General features: G+C 72.4%; 12 protein-coding genes. 5 read left to right on the top strand and 7 right to left on the bottom strand.

The window, feature by feature from the left end:
* Positions 1-9 precede the first annotated feature (9 nt).
* The 4 genes from ACN20G_RS07290 to ACN20G_RS07275 all read left to right on the top strand — a co-directional run bounded on the left by ACN20G_RS07290 (position 10) and on the right by ACN20G_RS07275 (position 1,549).
* Entirely contained in the window at positions 10-207 is a 198-nt protein-coding gene (locus tag ACN20G_RS07290; protein WP_424211905.1) for a DUF397 domain-containing protein, read from the top strand.
* A 125-nt stretch (positions 208-332) separates the two neighbouring features.
* Positions 333-530 (top strand): DUF397 domain-containing protein, encoded by a 198-nt coding sequence (locus ACN20G_RS07285; protein ID WP_424211904.1) that lies wholly within the window; start codon positions 333-335, stop codon positions 528-530.
* Positions 531-686: 156 nt separating this feature from the next.
* Entirely contained in the window at positions 687-1,094 is a 408-nt protein-coding gene (locus ACN20G_RS07280; protein WP_424211903.1) for a hypothetical protein, read from the top strand.
* 59 nt (positions 1,095-1,153) lie between these two features.
* Entirely contained in the window at positions 1,154-1,549 is a 396-nt protein-coding gene (locus ACN20G_RS07275; RefSeq protein WP_424211902.1) for a hypothetical protein, read from the top strand.
* Between the two features lie 102 nt (positions 1,550-1,651).
* On the opposite strand, the gene hemG is transcribed toward ACN20G_RS07275, so the two are convergent.
* The 6 genes from hemG to ACN20G_RS07245 form a co-directional block, all read right to left on the bottom strand.
* The gene (gene hemG / locus ACN20G_RS07270; protein ID WP_424211901.1) at positions 1,652-3,034 is read right to left on the bottom strand and encodes a protoporphyrinogen oxidase; all 1,383 of its coding nucleotides are present in this window, start codon (positions 3,032-3,034) and stop codon (positions 1,652-1,654) included.
* Positions 3,035-3,105: 71 nt separating this feature from the next.
* A complete protein-coding gene (locus tag ACN20G_RS07265; protein ID WP_424211900.1) occupies positions 3,106-4,323 on the bottom strand; it encodes a TIGR04053 family radical SAM/SPASM domain-containing protein in 1,218 nt (405 codons plus the stop codon).
* Positions 4,324-4,465: 142 nt separating this feature from the next.
* Positions 4,466-5,194 carry a respiratory nitrate reductase subunit gamma gene (gene narI, locus ACN20G_RS07260; RefSeq protein ID WP_424215411.1) on the bottom strand — a complete coding sequence of 243 codons (729 nt, stop codon included), beginning with the start codon at positions 5,192-5,194 and terminating at the stop codon, positions 4,466-4,468.
* A complete protein-coding gene (gene narJ / locus ACN20G_RS07255; protein WP_424211899.1) occupies positions 5,194-6,090 on the bottom strand; it encodes a nitrate reductase molybdenum cofactor assembly chaperone in 897 nt (298 codons plus the stop codon). Before narJ ends, narI begins: the two co-directional genes overlap by 1 nt.
* Entirely contained in the window at positions 6,087-7,640 is a 1,554-nt protein-coding gene (gene narH / locus ACN20G_RS07250; protein WP_424211898.1) for a nitrate reductase subunit beta, read from the bottom strand. Before narH ends, narJ begins: the two co-directional genes overlap by 4 nt.
* 4 nt (positions 7,641-7,644) lie before the next feature.
* Complete coding sequence (locus ACN20G_RS07245) at positions 7,645-11,274, bottom strand: nitrate reductase subunit alpha (protein ID WP_424215410.1); 3,630 nt, start codon at positions 11,272-11,274, stop codon at positions 7,645-7,647.
* 409 nt (positions 11,275-11,683) lie between these two features.
* Between ACN20G_RS07245 and ACN20G_RS07240 the strand changes: the two genes are divergently transcribed.
* Positions 11,684-12,604: a YwiC-like family protein gene (locus tag ACN20G_RS07240; protein ID WP_424211897.1), complete on the top strand. Its 921-nt coding sequence runs from the start codon at positions 11,684-11,686 to the stop codon at positions 12,602-12,604.
* A gap of 106 nt (positions 12,605-12,710) precedes the next feature.
* Here ACN20G_RS07240 and ACN20G_RS07235 read toward each other — a convergent pair whose 3' ends face one another.
* The gene (locus ACN20G_RS07235) at positions 12,711-15,410 is read right to left on the bottom strand and encodes a lysylphosphatidylglycerol synthase domain-containing protein (RefSeq protein ID WP_424215409.1); all 2,700 of its coding nucleotides are present in this window, start codon (positions 15,408-15,410) and stop codon (positions 12,711-12,713) included.
* Positions 15,411-15,910 lie beyond the last annotated feature (500 nt).

Genomic DNA, 15,910 nt, shown 5'->3' with positions numbered 1-15,910 from the left:
GGGAGCCCTGTGACTACTGATCTCCACTGGTTCAAGTCCTCGCACAGCGCGAACGGCGGGCAGTGCGTGGAAGTCTTCGCCGACATGCTTCTTGCCGGTGTGGTCCCCGTCCGGGATTCCAAGGTCTCGTCCGGCCCGACGCTTCGCGTCGCCGTCCCGGCGTTTGTCGCGTTCGTTGCCGGGGTCAAGGGCGACCGCGCCGTCTGACCTTGTGTCTGAGTACGACGAACCCCTTGGCCGTGTCGGTCGGGGGGTTCGTCGCGTGCGTGGCGGGCGTATGCCGTGGGCAGGGTGCCCGTAGCCGTGATCCCCGCATAGTGAAAGGGCCTCCCGTGACCACTGATTTCCGCTGGTTCAAGTCCTCGCACAGCCAAGATGGCGGCGCGTGTATCGAAGTCTCCGTCGACCTGATCCCCGCCGGCCTCATCCCCGTGCGGGACTCCAAGGTGGCCGGTGGGCCGGTGCTTCGCGTCGCCGCCCCGGCGTTCGCCGCGTTCGTTGCCGGGGTCAGGGGTGGCCGCGCCGTCTGACGTGTGGGTGGTGGTGTGACCTGCCCGGTTCCGCTCGGGTGTGGGTTTTCGGCGGAACGTGATCATCCTCTGGTCGCGCTCGGCGGGCCGTGATTAGGATCCTGCTCCACGTCCGGCAGCCCCCCTGCGGGGCCGGGACCAGGAGGGGCCTTGGGCATGAGCGATTTCATCCGCACGGGGAGGCTTTTCCGTGTGGTTGCGTTCAACCCGTCCCACCGGCAGTTGTTGCTCGCGAGCGAGGCGACGTTGATCGACAACACCTCGACCCGCGTCGAGGTGTACATCGGGCACGTGCGGCTGATGCTGCTCCGGCCCTACCACGAGGACGGCCTGCACATCCGGCGGGCCGCCCCCGAGCAGTTCGCCGTGCTCGCGGAGCGGCACGGGCTGGTGCCCGGCGACGCGGAGTACACCTGGATCCTGGACCCCGAGGGCGGCAGCTTCGTCGTCGGCGGGAATCCGGGGTGGCGTGAGGCGGAGTCCGCGTTGATGGGCGGTCGGGAGTCGTTGTACGACGGGCCTTGGCCGCCGGAGTTCCCGGCGGAGTCGGGGCTCGTCTTCTGACGTTCCGCCGCCGCCGAGTTCACCGGGACGGAGACGACGTGAAGGTGGGGGATCGGCGGATGACGGTGTTCGAGGACCGGAGGGCCGGCGAGGCGGAGATCGCCGAACGGAACGGGCTCGCCGGCAGGGTGGCCGAGGCGTTGGCGGCGGCGGGGTTCGCCGTGCACCGGGACGCGGACGACGGGCTCGCGCCGCTGGGCGCCAGGGTGTCGGTGGATCCGGGGAACGACTCCCGGGGAGGCGTCTTCGTCCAGTGGGCGACCGACTTGGCCCTGGTCCCGGACGCCCGGCAGGACGTGCGCGCCGTCGACTTCGCATCCCCCGAGTTCCGGCACTTTCGGTTCGTCACCGAGCACATGCACGCGACGTTGGTCGCGGTCCTCGGGTCCGCGGGCTTTCGGGCCGAAGCCGCCGGTGACGACATGAACCCCTACCTGGTCCACGTCACGGGCTGAGCCCGCCGGTTCCGGCAGTGGAATCGGGGGGCGACGTACGAGCGAGGGCGGCACCCGTGCGTTACGGGTGCCGCCCTCGACGTGTTTCGGTTTCGGCGGGGCTCAGGGGGCCAGGTGGTCCAGGATGTCCTTTGCCGCCGTGCGGCCCGTTGCCACGCAGGCCGCCACGCCGACGCCTTCGTACGCCGCGCCCGCGACCGCCAGGGTGGGGAGTTTGTCGACGGCCGTGCGGATGCGGTCCACGCGGTCGCGGTGGCCCACGCCGTACTGCGGCAGGCCGCGGTCCCAGCGGGTGACGCGGGTGGCGATGGGTTCGCCCATGGGGCCGACCGCGTGGTGCAGTTCGGCGATGGCCGAGCGGATCAGGTGCCGGTCGGGGCGTTCCAGGACGTCCTCGCCGATGCGGCCGACGGAGGCCCGCAGCACGAACACGTCCGGCGCCGATTCGCGCAGCCAGCCCCACTTGTTGGAGAGGAAGGACGCGGCCTTGACCAGGTGTCCGTCCACCGGCGGCACGAGGAAGCCGTTGCCCTCGGGCAGGTAGTGGGACTGGGCGCGGGAGAAGGCCATGGTGATGACGGCCGAGGAGGCGTGCGGGATCGCCGAGAGTTCGGTCTCGGCGGCGGGGGAGTGGGGGCGCAGGAGTTCGGCGGCGGCGTACGCGGGGAGCGCGAGGACGACGGCGTCGGCCTCCATGGTCAGCGGGCCGTCGTTGGTGACGGCGTGCACCCGCCAGCGGTCGCCGGGGAGCTGCTGCATGGAGCGGGCGGTGGTGCCGGTGAGGATGCGGGCCCCGCACGCCTCGGCGACGGCCTGCGGGAAGCGGCCCGTGCCCCCGCGTACGCCCTGGACGGCGACCGCCCCGGAGCGCGGGGCGCCGCCCGCGCGCATCCGGCGCAGGGCCGGCAGCAGGGGCGCGCCCTGGGCGGCCAGTGCCGCGATGCGGGGCATGGCGGCGCGCAGCGAGAGGCGTTCGGCCATGCCGGCGTAGATGCCGCCGAGCATGGGTTCGACGAGCCGGTCCACGGCCTCCTGGCCGATGCGGCCGGCGAGGTATTCGGTGACGGACACGTCCTCGGTGACGGGCCGGGCCGGGAGGGTCTCCTCGGCCATGACGCGGGCGAGGCCCTCGGGGGAGAGGAGGCCGGTGCCGGCGAGGGCGGCCGGGTCGGTGGGGACGCCCATGACGTGGCCGGCGGGCAGGGGGCGCAGGTCGCCGTGGGTCCAGACGGTGGTGGGGGCGGAGGCCGGGTCGCACAGGGCGTCCCCGAGGCCGACGGCGGCGGCGAGCTCGACGGCTTCCGGGCGCAGGGCCATGAGGGATTCGGCGCCCTCGTCCACGGTGATCCCGGCGATGGTGCCGGTGCGGAGCTTCCCGCCGACCTTGGCGTGGCTCTCCAGCACGGTGACGTCGGCGCCACCGCGCAGTTGCCAGGCGGCGGCGAGGCCGCTGATGCCGCCGCCGATGACGATCACTGAACGCATGGTTTCCGTCTTCTCTCACGACCGAATCGGACAAACCTGCCCAATCCATAAATTTACCGGTGGGGGCGGGTTCAGCGCCTCATGCTTTCGGTCAGGGCCCTCAGCTCCTCCTGGTAGGGGAAGCTGCCCGGCCGGTACGCGCAGTAGGGGTCGGCGGCCAGCATGTCCTTCGTGGCCCCGTACGCCCGGGAGCGCGAGCCCCCGCACACCGTCTTGAACTCGCAGGCCCCGCACTTGCCGCGCAGCAGCTCCGGCTGCCGCAGGGTCGTGAACAGGGCGGATCCGCGGTAGATGTCGGTCAGCGGGTGGTTCTTGACGTTGCCCGCCGAGATCGGCAGGAAGCCGCTGGGGTGGACCTCGCCGGTGTGCGAGATGAACACGAACCCGCGTCCCGAGGACACGTCCATGGGCGGCCGGCGCACGGCGCGGCCCTCGCCCTCGAACAGGCCCAGTTCCGCGGCCCGCTCGCGCAGCCGCTCGTACACCGGGCCCAGGCGCGGGCGTTCGCCGCGCGCGTCGAGGATGGTGCGCTGGAGGGTGACGCGGCGGAAGTGGTGGCCCTCGGTGGTCTTGGTGGCGATGACGGCGCCGCAGTCGTAGAGGAAGTGCAGGACGTCCTCGATCTCCTCGGCGCCCAGCGCGTCCAGGGCCTCGCCGCGGCCCGTGGGCACCAGCAGGAAGCCCGACCACAGCATGGCGCCCTCGCGGCGCACGAGCGCGGCGATGTCGGCGAGGTCGGGCAGGCTGTGCCGGGTCACGGTGGTGTTGATCTGGACCTTCAGCCCCAGGGCGCGGGCCGCCCGCCAGCCGTCGAGGGTCCAGTCGAAGACGCCGGGCACGCCCCGGAAGGCGTCGTGCCGCGCGGCGTCGGGTCCGTCGAGGGAGAGGGAGAGGGCGACGGCGCCCGCGTCCCGGACCGCCTCCAGGTTCTCGCGGGTCAGGGTCGGGGTGCCCGAGGGGGAGACCGCGACCCGCAGGCCCAGTTCCGTGCCGTACCGGACCAGCTCGGTCAGGTCGGCGCGCTGGAAGGGGTCGCCGCCGGTGATGACGAACAGCGGGCTGGGCTTGCCGAAGGCCGCGATCTGGTCCATGACCCGGCGGGCGTCCGCCCCGTCCAGCTCCTGTGGGTCCCGGGCCGTCTGCGCCTCGGCCCGGCAGTGCAGGCAGGCCAGGGGGCAGGCTCGGGTGGCCTCCCAGATCACGATGAACGGACGGTCGGAGACCGCGTGCCGGGGGGTGCGGACGACGGTCGTGCCGCCGTTCGCCCGCCCCCGATGGATGGGTGTCATCGGGCAAAGCCTCCACAAGGGGGAAGGAGCCGGAAAAGGGGTGACAAGGCGACCGTCAGCCCTTCTGGGCATATTGTCACATCTCGTCACCCCTCTTCGAGGAATCAAGGTTTTCGCGCCGGCCCCCGGGAGGACCCGCGGCTCAGGACACCCGCTCCCAACCCCGCTTGGTCTCCTCGCGGTTGGCGAGCTGCTTCGGGTCCCGCCGGCGGTAGACCACGTACGGGCGGAACAGGTAGCCGATCGGCACCGCGAACATGTGCACCAGCCGCGAGTACGGGATCAGCGCGAACAGCGTGAAGCCGAAGACGATGTGCAGCTTGAACGCGAGCGGCGCGCCCGCCATCAGCGCGTAGTCCGGGGACAGCGTGAACAGGCTGCGGAACCACGGCGAGATGCCCTCGCGGTAGTTGAAGTCGCCCATCGCGCCGGCCGAGTTCAGCACGGTCGCCAGCAGGCCCAGCACCATCGCCCCGAGCAGCACCGTGTACATCAGGTGGTCGCTCTTGAGGGTCGCCTTGCGCACCGCGCGTACGGTGAACCGCCGCCACACCAGGATCCCGATGCCGGCCGCCGCCGCCACGCCCGCGACCGCGCCCGTGGACACGGCCATCAGGTGGTAGGCGTGGTCGCTCAGGCCCATGCCGTCGGTCCAGGACTTCGGGATCACCAGGCCCACCACGTGCCCCAGGACCACGAACAGCATCCCGAAGTGGAACAGCGGGGAGCCGATCCGCAGCAGCTGCGACTCGTGCAGCTGTGAGGAGTGGGTGGTCAGGCCGAACTTGTCGTGCCGGCCCCGCCAGACGGTGCCCGCGATCAGCAGCACCACGGACGCGTAGGGCAGCACGCCCCACAGGAGCAGGTCGATCATGCCGGGTGCCTTTCGGACGGAGCGGGCGCGGTGGAAGTGGTCGTAGCGGTGGAAGCGGCGGAGGGGGTGACGGGTGCGGTCTCGGCGGCCGGGGGCGGGCCGGCCAGGTTCACGGGCCAGGGCAGGTCCTCCGCCCCGCCCGCGACGGCCGCCCCGCCTACCGAACCGCCCGCGGGCGTGCCCGCCGACAGCGCGGTGGCCAGCGCGGCCCGCAGGTCCTCGGGGAGGTCCGAGCCGTCCTCCCGTTCGATGCCGGGGCCGAAGGGCTCCAGCGGGTTGCCGGCGCCCACCAGTTCCTGCGGCGGGCCGTCCTTCGCCAGGGCCTTGGCCTGCGCCTTGGTCTCGGGGGAGGGGCCGGGCAGGGTCGCGGCCACGGCCCGCAGCACGGCCGCGTACGGGGACGCGGCCTCCGCGAGCGCGAGCCGCAGCAGCTCCAGGCCGGCCCGGTGCTCCTGGAGCAGCAGGGTTCCGGCCTCCTCCTGACGGGCCGCGAACTCCAAGGCCACGGGCAGGAAGTCGGGCAGTTCCTCGCCCGTGTACTCCATGCCGAAGTCCCGGTAGATCCGCTTCAGCCGCACCAGCGACAGCCCGCGCCGCCGCGTGTCCCCGTCCACCCACCAGGTGAGGTACAGGCAGCGGCGGTTGCGGGTGTCGAAGGTCGCCGTGTACTCGGCGGCCCGGTCGATCGGGTCCAGCGCGGCGGTGTGCGCGAGGAAGGACGCGAGGTCGGCGACGGCCGGCGCGTCGGCCGGGTCGGTGACCCCGGCCAGCGCGGCCCGCAGCGCGGGCAGCTCGGCGTCGAAGCCGCCGGAGCCGCCGGAGCCGTCCGCCGGGTGGGTCAGCAGCCGGGCGGCGACGAGCCGGATCAGCCCGTGCGCCGACAGGGCGGTCACGCGGCACCGCCGGAGCGGGTCGGCCCCAGGTTGAGGGTCACCTTCGCGGTGCGCGGCTTGCCCGCGACCTCGCCCACCGGGCACCCGGCGTCCGGGCCGTCGGCGTCGAACGGGTGGGAGTCGGCGAGGGCGTCGGCCTCCGCGCGGGCCGCCGTCGGGATCACGAACCGGTCCTCGATCTTCGCGATCGCCAGCAGCCGGAACATGTCCTCCAGCTCCTGCCCGGTCAGCCCGACCGCCTCGGCGATGGACTCGTCCCGCTCCTCGCCCAGGTTGATCCGGCGCATGTACGAGCGCATCGCGGCCATCCGCCGCAGCACCGCCTCCACCGGGATCCGGTCGCCGGCCGTGAGGATCTCGGCCAGGTACTCGACGGGGATCCGCATGGCGTCGATCGCGCCGAACAGGTTCCCGGCGTCCTCGCCGTCGCTGCCCGTCGCGGCCACGGCCTCCACCACCGGGGACAGCGGCGGCACGTACCAGACCATCGGCATGGTGCGGTACTCCGGGTGCAGCGGCAGCGCCACCTGGTAGTTCGCGATCAGGTCGTAGACGGGGGAGCGGCGCGCCGCGTCCAGCCACTCGTCGGTGATGCCCGCCGCCCGCGCCGCCTTGGCGACCTCCGGGTCGTGCGGGTCGAGGAAGCACTCGACCTGCGCCGGGTACAGGTCGTGCTCGTCCTCCACGGCGGCCGCCGCCGCGACCTTGTCCGCGTCGTACAGCATCACGCCGAGGTAGCGCATGCGGCCCACGCAGGTCTCCGAGCACACCGTGGGCATGCCGACCTCGATGCGCGGGAAGCACAGGGTGCACTTCTCGGCCTTGCCGGTGGAGTGGTTGAAGTAGACCTTCTTGTACGGGCAGCCGGTGACGCACATGCGCCAGCCGCGGCACTGGTCCTGGTCCACCAGGACGATGCCGTCCTCCTCGCGCTTGTACATCGCGCCCGAGGGGCACGAGGACACGCACGCCGGGTTCAGGCAGTGCTCGCAGATCCGCGGCAGGTAGAACATGAAGCTCTGCTCGAACTCCATGCGGATCTTCTCGCCGACCTCCTCGCGGATCTTCTCCACGATCGGGTCCTTCACGGCGTGCTCGGGCGCGCCGCCCAGGTTGTCGTCCCAGTTCGGGCCCCACTCGATGGTGTCGAGGGGCTCACCGGTGACCTGCGAGACGGGCCGCGCCACCGGCAGGTCGGTGCCCGCCGGCGCGTCCGTGAGGTTCTTGTACTCGTAGGTCCACGGCTGGTAGTAGTCGTCGATCTCCGGCAGGTTCGGGTTGGCGAAGATCGTGCCGAGCTTCTTCAGCCGGCCGCCGGCCTTCAGGCGCAGCTTGCCCGAGCGGGTCCGCTCCCAGCCGCCCTTCCACTTCTCCTGGTCCTCCCAGCGGCGCGGGTAGCCCTGGCCGGGGAGGGTCTCGACGTTGTTGAACCAGACGTACTCGGTGCCGCGCCGGTTGGTCCACGCCTGCTTGCAGGTGACCGAACAGGTGTGACACCCGATGCACTTGTCGAGGTTCATCACCATGGCGATCTGAGCCATCACGCGCATAGGACTAGAACTCCACCTTCTGCGAGCGGCGCCGGATCACGGTCACCTCGTCGCGCTGGTTGCCGGTCGGACCGAGGTAGTTGAAGGCCCAGGTGAGCTGGGCGTAACCGCCCACGAGGTGCGTGGGCTTGAGCATCACGCGGGTCAGCGAGTTGTGGATGCCGCCGCGTCGACCGGTCTTCTCGGTCTTCGGCACGCCGACCGTGCGCTCCTGCGCGTGGTTCATGTAGACGGTGCCGGGGGGCATCTTGTGGGAGACGATCGCCCGCGCGGTGATGACGCCGTTGCGGTTGACGGCCTCGATCCAGTCGTTGTCGGCGACCCCGATGGCGGCGGCGTCCTGCGGGGACATCCACACGGTCTGACCGCCGCGACCCAGCGTCATCATGTACAGGTTGTCCTGGTACTGGCTGTGGATCGCCCACTTGTTGTGCGGGGTCAGGTAGCGCACGGCGACGGTCTTCTCGTCGACGACGCCCAGCGCCGGCTCCCCGTACAACCGGTTCATGTTCAGCGGCGGCTTGAACACCGGCAGGGACTCGCCGACCTCGTGCAGCCAGTCGTGATCGAGGAAGAAGTGCATCCGGCCCGTCAGCGTGTGCCAGGGCTTGAGGTGCTCGGTGTTGACGGTGAACGCGCTGTAGCGGCGCCCGCCCGACTCGCTGCCCGACCACTCCGGCGAGGTGATCACCGGGGTGGGGCGGGCCTGGGTGTCGGCGAACGTGATGCGCTTGCCCTCGGCCTCGGCCGCCAGGTGCGCCAGCTCGGTGCCGACCTTCTTCTCCAGGGTCTGGAAGCCCTGGGTGGCCAGCCGCCCGTTCGAGGTGCCCGACAGCGACAGGATCGCCTCGCACGCCATCTGCGCCGTCTCCAGGCTCGGCCGGCCGGCGGCGACCCCGCCGCGCACCAGGCCGTTCTTCGCGCCCAGGTAGTCGACCTCCTCGGCCACGTCGAAGGTGATCGCCTTCGTGGTGACGCCGAGCTTGTCGACGAGCGGGCCGAGCGCGGCGAACTTCTCGCCGACCGCCCCGTAGTCCCGCTCCACGACCGCCAGGTTGTACATCGTGCGACCCGGCACCGGCTCGCACTCGCCCTTCGACCAGTCCAGGGCCACGCCGCCGGGCTGCGCCATCTCGCCGCCCGGGGTGTCGTGCTGGAGGGCGGTGGCCACGAGGTCCTTGCGGACGCCGAGGTGCTCGCCGGCCAGCTCGCCGAAGCGGCGCGCGAGCCCGAGGTAGGCGTCGTAGTCGGACCGGGCCTGCCACGGCGGGTCCACGGCCGGGCTGAACGCGTGCAGGAAGGGGTGCATGTCGGTGGACGACAGGTCGTGCTTCTCGTACCAGGTCGCCGCTGGGAAGACCACGTCCGACAGGAGCGTCGTGGACGTCATCCGGAAGTCCATGGTCATGAGCAGGTCGAGCTTGCCCTCCACGTCCTCCTCGTGCCACGCCACGTCCTTCGGCGTGCAGCGCGGCCCGTCCTCCGGAAGGTTGGAGTGGGTGCCGAGCAGGTGCTTGAGGAAGTACTCGTTGCCCTTGGAGGAGGAACCCAGCAGGTTCGCCCGCCACACGTTGAGCACGCGCGGCCAGTTGTGGGGCGCGTCCGGGTCCTCGCCGGCGAAGCCCAGCGTGCCCGCCTTCAGCTCCTCCACCGCCTGCCCCACCGGGTCCTCGGCCGCGCCGAGTTCGAGGGGGTTGCGGTCGAAGGTCGGGTAGGACGGCATCCAGCCCATGCGGGCCGAGGCGGCCAGGCAGTCGGCGCCCGTCATGCCCTCGAAACGGCCGGTGCCCAGCGGGGAGGCCAGCGCCTCGGCGGGCAGCGTGTCGTAGCGCCACTGGTCGGTGTGCAGGTAGAACCAGGCCGCGCCGATCATCTGGCGGGGCGGGCGCGACCAGTCGGAGGCGGCGGCCAGCGTGGCCCAGCCGGTCACCGGACGGCACTTCTCCTGGCCCACGTAGTGGCCCCAGCCGCCGCCGTTGCGGCCCTGACAGCCGGTCAGGTTCAGCAGGGCGAGGAAGGCCCGGTAGATGGTCTCGGAGTGGAACCAGTGGTTCGTGCCGGCGCCCATGAGGATCATGCAGCGGCCGTTGGACTTCTCGGCGGTCTCGGCGAACTCGCGCGCCACCCGGGCGGCCTGGGCGGCCGGCACCGAGGTCAGCGACTCCTGCCAGCCGGGGGTGCCGGGCTGCGAGGCGTCCTCGTAGGAGCTCGGCCACTCGCCGGGCAGGCCCTCGCGGCCCACGCCGTACTGCGCGAGCATCAGGTCGAAGACGGTGGTCACCAGCCGGCCGCCGAGCCGGGTCACGGGCACGCCGCGCCGGATCGTGCCCGACTCGTCGTCCTCGAACCGGGGCAGCACGATCTCGGCGGTCTCCGAGGCCGTCTCCAGCAGGCTCAGCCGGGGCACGGTCTCGCCCAGGTCCAGGTGCCACTCGGGGGTCTCGTTCTTGCCCCAGCGGTGGCCCAGGGTGCCGTTCGGGACCACGGGCTCGCCCGTCACGTCGTCGATCAGCACCGTCTTGAACTTCGCGTTCTCCTCGCCCTCGGGCCGCAGCCCGGACTCGGCGAGGTCGGCGGCCGTCACGAACTTGCCCGGGACCAGACCCGCCTCGGTCTCGGCGAGCGAGACCAGGAACGGCAGGTCGGTGTACTGGCGCACGTAGTCGGTGAAGAACGGCGTCTTCCGCTCGACGAAGAACTCCTTCAGGATCACGTGGCCCATCGCGATGGCCAGTGCCCCGTCGGTGCCCGGGTGCGGGTGCATCCACTCGTCGGCGAACTTGGTGTTGTCCGCGTAGTCGGGGGAGACGGTGACGACCTTCTGGCCCCGGTAACGGGCCTCGGCCATCCAGTGCGCGTCCGGGGTCCGGGTGACGGGGACGTTCGAGCCCCACATCATCAGGTACGCCGCGTCCCACCAGTCGCCCGACTCCGGCACGTCCGTCTGGTCGCCGAACACCTGCGGCGAGGCGACCGGCAGGTCCGCGTACCAGTCGTAGAAGCTCAACATCGGCGCGCCGATGAGGGAGTGGAACCGCGCGCCCGCCGCGTGCGAGGCCATCGACATCGCCGGGATCGGGGAGAAGCCCGCGACCCGGTCCGGGCCGTGCTCCTTGATGGTGTGCACGTGCGCGGCGGCGACGATCTCCGTCGCCTCCTCCCACGTGGCCCGCACCAGACCGCCCTTGCCGCGGGCCAGCTGGTAGGCGCGCCGCCGCTCCGGATCGGCCTGGATGTCGGCCCACGCCAGCACCGGGTCGCCCAGGCGCTCCTTGGCCTCGCGGTACGACTTCAACAGGGTGCCGCGCACGTACGGGTAGCGGACCCGGGTGGGGGAGTAGCTGTACCAGGAGAACGAGGCACCGCGCGGGCAGCCGCGCGGCTCGTACTCGGGACGGTCCGGGCCGGTCGACGGGTAATCGGTGGCCTGGGTCTCCCAGGTGATGATCCCGTCCTTGACGTACACCTTCCACCGGCACGAACCGGTGCAGTTCACGCCGTGCGTCGAATACACGACCTTGTCGTGGCTCCACCGGTCCCGGTAGAAAGCCTCGCCGGCGCGCCCGCCCGTGTGGTGCACGGTGCGCAGGTCGTCGGAGACCTCGGCGGTGCGGAACACCCCGCCGGCCTTGATGAGCGCCTCGGCCGCGCCCTGCGGGCCGGTGAACGTCTCCGGGACGGTGGGAGTGGAGTTCTCGGGGGCGTTCGCCCCGCTCGTTCGGCCCTCCCGGACCTGCTGCTCATGCAACGCGCGACCCTCCAGGCCAAGCTTCCGTGGTGTGGGCGGCCCCGTGGACCACGGGCACACCCGGCCCGCACGAGGGCAGGCAGGCGCCCGGCACGAGGGACCAGAAACGACGGTACGTCCGAAAATCGACTGGCTTCGGGGGCAAAGGTCCCGTTCCGGCGTGACCAATTCCCGGATTTTCACAGGGCCGTGTGGTGCCAGACTGGAAAGGCCCGATTCCGTGAACGGAGGGGCCGAAATCACGCGATCGAATGCCGAATATCCCACGGCGAATTCCGAAAGGCGGCCCGGGGCGATGGACGAGCGGGAACGGGGCGGCCGACCGACCCCGACGGCGGTGCGACCGCGCGAGGGCGCCGGGCCCGTGAAGAAGGACACCGCGGGCAAGGGCGCCATCGGCAAGGACACCGAGGGCAAGGACATCGCGGGCAAGGGCGCCCGGCCCGGGAAGAAGGGCGCCGCGGGCAAGCGCGGCGGCCGCAAGAAGGTCCGCTGGATCCCCGACCAGCACGGCGCCTGGGCCATGCTCGCCGTCCCCTTCCTCGCCGGCACCCTCCTCGCTCCCCACCCCACCCCCTGGCACGCCCTGCTGCTGCCGACCTGGGTCCTCGGCTACATCGCCTCCTTCCACGCCCAGCAGTGGCTGCGACTGCGCCGGCTCTCGCGCAACCCGCGCGCCGCCGGCCGGCACGTGCGCCCGGCGCTCGTCCTCGGCGGGGTGTTCGCGGCCTGCGCCCTGCCCCTGGCGTGGACGCACCCGTGGCTGCTGCTCGCGGCCGGCTGCGCGGCCCCGTTCGTGGCCGTCAACACCTGGCACGCCTGGCGCAACCGGGAACGCGCCCTGGTCAACGGCCTCGCGGCGGTGGTCCCGGCCTGCGGGATGCTCGTGGTCACCCTCGTGCTCGGCGGCGGTACCCCCGCCGAGGGATGGGCCCCGGCCCTCGCGTGCCTGCTGTACTTCGGCGGCACCGTCCCCTACGTCAAGACGATGATCCGGGAGAAGAACTCGCCCGGGTACCGGCGCGCCTCGATCGCCCTGCACGCCGTGCTGGTGCCGGCCGCCGCCGCGCTCTCGCCGTGGCTGGCCCTGCCCTTCGCCGGCTACCTGCTGCGCGCCGTCGTGATGCCCCGCACCGGGGCGAAGGTCGCGGTGGTCGGCGCGGTGGAGGTCCTCGGCTCCCTGGCCCTGCTGCTCACCCTCACCCTGGCCTTCTGACCCGCCGGGCCGGGGCCCGGGCCGGGGCGGGCCGCGTCGTGAGAACGGCCGGGGTCGGACGGGGAGCGTGTCCCGTCCGACCCCGGCCGTCGCCGTGCGGCAGCGCTCAGATCGCGCCCTTGCGGGTCAGGTTGTTGAACGCGATCCACCCCGGCAGGACCGGCAGCCAGAAGGTCATCAGGCGGAACAACAGCACGGCCGACAGGGCCACGTCCTTGTCCAGCCCGGCCGCGATCAGACCGAAGGTCAGCGTGGTCTCCACCGCGCCGACACCGCCCGGCGTCGGCGCCGCCGACCCCAGCGCGTTGCCCGCGAGGAAGACCACGGCGATGCTCGCCAGACTGACCGAGGACGCGTCCGCGCCGAACGCCTGGATCGACGCCGCCAGGCAGAGCACGAAGCACCCCGTCAGCAGCAACATGCCGCCGATGCCCGTGATCAGCTTCTGCGGCCGCTGCAACACGTCCAGCAGACGCGGCACCACGCCCGCGAACAGCGCCCGCATCCGGGTCACCACGAACTTCCGCAGGAACGGCACCGCCGTCACCACCAGCACCAGCACCGCGACCGTCAACAGCCCGGCGATCACGGTCCGCGACGGGGTCATCTCCGGAGTCTTCTCCGTGCCCGTCAGATAGCCGAAGGACAGCAACAGCAGGATGTGACTGGCCAGGCCGAACAACTGCGAGGCGCCGACACTGGCCACCGCCAGCCCCGGCCGCACCCCGGACCGTTGCAGGAACCGCGTGTTGAGCGCGACCCCGCCGACCGCCGCCGGCGCCACCAGCTTCACGAAGGAACCGGCCACCTGCGCCTGCACCGTCCGCCAGAACCCGACCCGCTCCGGCACGAACCCGAGCAGGCTCATCGCGGCGGCCACGTAGCTGAGCCCCGAGATCGCCGCCGCGACCCCGACCCAACCCCACCGGGCCTCGTCCACGACCCGCTTGAAGTCCACCTCGGTCAGGCTCGACAGCAGGAAGTACGCCGCCACCGCGCCCGCGATGATCGACACCAGGGTCCGGGGCCGGATCCGCTCCAGTCGGGCCGGCTCCACCGGGGCCTGCGGACGGATCAGCAGCACCTGGCGGCGGATCTGGCTCAGCAGATCCTCCTCCCGCACCCCGTCCATGGCGTCGTCCAAGGCCCGCTTCTCGGCCCGGCGCTCCGCCTTCGTCTCGGCCTTCGTGCTCACCGTCGACATCGGCGGGGCGCCCGCCGCGGCGCGTTCCTCCGCGCCCTCGGCGGCGGCCGCCGCGCGCGCCCGCTCCCGTTCCTCCTTCGAGACCCGCGAGGCTTCCAGCACCGCCTCGCGCTGCCGTCGGGACCGCTCGCGGGCCAGCCGGCGCAGGGTCGCGCGGGTGGAACGCGACAGGGCGATCGGCTGGAGCAGCGGCAGGCAGTCCGCGATCGTGTCCGGCCCCAGCACCCGCACCGCCGAGGCCACCGACCGCTCCGCCCCGACCCGCAGGCCGAGCGTCGTCAGCAACTGGGCCACGTCCATGCGCAACACCAGATCGCCCGCCGCGATCTCCCCGCCCCGCAGATCGGTCAGGATGATGTTGCCGGAACGATCCACCAGCAACGCGTCCCCCGTCAGCCGGCGGTGCGCGATCCGACGCGACTGCAAGGCCCGCACCTGCTCCCAGGCGTTGCCCAGCAGCTCGTCGGTCAGCTCCGCGTCGTCGAGGTTGTCCAGGGTCCGGCCCCCGATGTGCTCGTAGACGAGCATCACCGCGTCCGGCCCCAGCTCCGAGGTCGCGATCAGCTTCGGCGCCCGAGCCCCCGCCGCGATCGCCGCGTACGACAGCAGCGCCTCCTGCTCCAGGGCCTGCCGCAGCGACTGGAGACTGCGGCGGGTGGTGATCCCGCGCAGCGTCAGCCGCCGCCACACCCGGTAGAAGAAGCCGTGGGCCTGCTGCTCGCGGTCCACGACCGTGACGTCCAGCGGCGGGCCGTCCTCCAGCACCACGTGATAGCGCCGGCCCCGGTCCGCGCCGAAGTCCCCGGCGTCCGAGCCGGTGGTCTCCGCCGTCCCCGGATCGCCCGCGACCTCCGCGCGCGCCGCGCTCACCGGCCGGAAACCGACCCGGCGCAGCCCCGCGAGGAGGTTCTGCCCGGTGGGCCGCACGTTCGGCGAACCCACCGCGTACAGCGTCCCGTACGCCACCGCCCAGCCGATCAGCACCGTCAACACGATCGAGAACGGCGTGATCGAGCCGCGCACCAGCATCGCGAACGCGTCCAGCAGCAGCACCGCCCACAGCAGCACCCGCCAATGCGGGCGCCGCGCCATCCCGACCGCCGTCATGTAGGCGATCACCGGCGCGAGGTAGCTGTGCACGGGGTCGGTCAACAACCCGGCCGGCCCGGCCCGGGTCAGCGCGTCCTGAATGGTCTCGGGCGCGGCCCGGTCCACCCACAGGTCGGTGGCCAGGGTCACGCCGTGCGCGAGGACGGCGGCCAGCACGCCGTCGGCGATCCGCAGCCCGTCCCGCTTGATCAGGCGCTCGATCGCGAACGCGACCGGCACGAGGAGGACGGCGATGCCCGACACCAGGCCGGTGAAGTTGATCAGCAGGATGGGGACCTGGGCGGTGCCCTGGCTGATGTCCTTCTCCAGGCCGGCGGTCGTGCCGTGCGCGAACGCGGCCAGGCCCAGCACGAGCGCGATGCCCAGCAGGCAGGAGAACAGGCGCAGCAGATCGGACGGCCGGTGCACGCGGGCCGCGAGCAGCGGCTCGTCCACCTCCACCCGCTCCACGGCCCGATGCCCCTCGGCATCGGCATCCGCACCCGCGAGCACGACCCCGGGGTCGTCCCGGACCTCGCGGGCGGACACCGCCGAATGCGGGGTCCGGGGCACGAGAGCCGCGTGAGCCCGACCGGGCTCGGGGGTCACATGGGGGGCGGGGGGCACGGGGGATGCCGGGGGAGCCGGGGGAGCTGGGGACGCCGGGGGAGCCGAGGACACCGGGAGAGCCGGGGATGTCGGGGGAGCCGAGGCCCCCGGGGCAACCGGGGACGCTGGGGAAGCCGGGGGATCCGAGGGCGCGTGGGAGGCGTCGGGCTCGTGCGACCGATTCGGCTCACGGGGCCGGTCCGGCTCCTGGAACCCGAGGTGCTCCTGGGTTCCGTCGGCCTCGCGAGGCTCGTGGGACCCGTTGGACTCGTCGGACCCGTTGGACTCGTCGGACCCGTGGGACCGGTCAGACCTGCGGGACCCGTGGGACGGGTCAGAACTGTGGGACCGGTCGGACCCGTCGGAGCCGGCGGACCCGTGGGACCGGTCGGACCCGTGGGGCG

This window comes from Streptomyces dryopteridis, assembly GCF_049606955.1.
Lineage (GTDB): Bacteria > Actinomycetota > Actinomycetes > Streptomycetales > Streptomycetaceae > Streptomyces.
Note: the sequence above shows the minus strand (reverse complement) of the source record. Positions and strands in the feature narration are given on the sequence as shown.

What these genes read in the sequence shown, in the direction of transcription:
- narH (WP_424211898.1), bottom strand. Translation starts at nt 7,640, where the DNA reads ATGCGCGTGATGGCTCAGATCGCCATGGTGATGAACCTCGACAAGTGC.
- ACN20G_RS07275 (WP_424211902.1), top strand. Translation starts at nt 1,154, where the DNA reads ATGACGGTGTTCGAGGACCGGAGGGCCGGCGAGGCGGAGATCGCCGAA.
- ACN20G_RS07280 (WP_424211903.1), top strand. Translation starts at nt 687, where the DNA reads ATGAGCGATTTCATCCGCACGGGGAGGCTTTTCCGTGTGGTTGCGTTC.
- ACN20G_RS07240 (WP_424211897.1), top strand. Translation starts at nt 11,684, where the DNA reads ATGGACGAGCGGGAACGGGGCGGCCGACCGACCCCGACGGCGGTGCGA.
- ACN20G_RS07265 (WP_424211900.1), bottom strand. Translation starts at nt 4,323, where the DNA reads ATGACACCCATCCATCGGGGGCGGGCGAACGGCGGCACGACCGTCGTC.
- hemG (WP_424211901.1), bottom strand. Translation starts at nt 3,034, where the DNA reads ATGCGTTCAGTGATCGTCATCGGCGGCGGCATCAGCGGCCTCGCCGCC.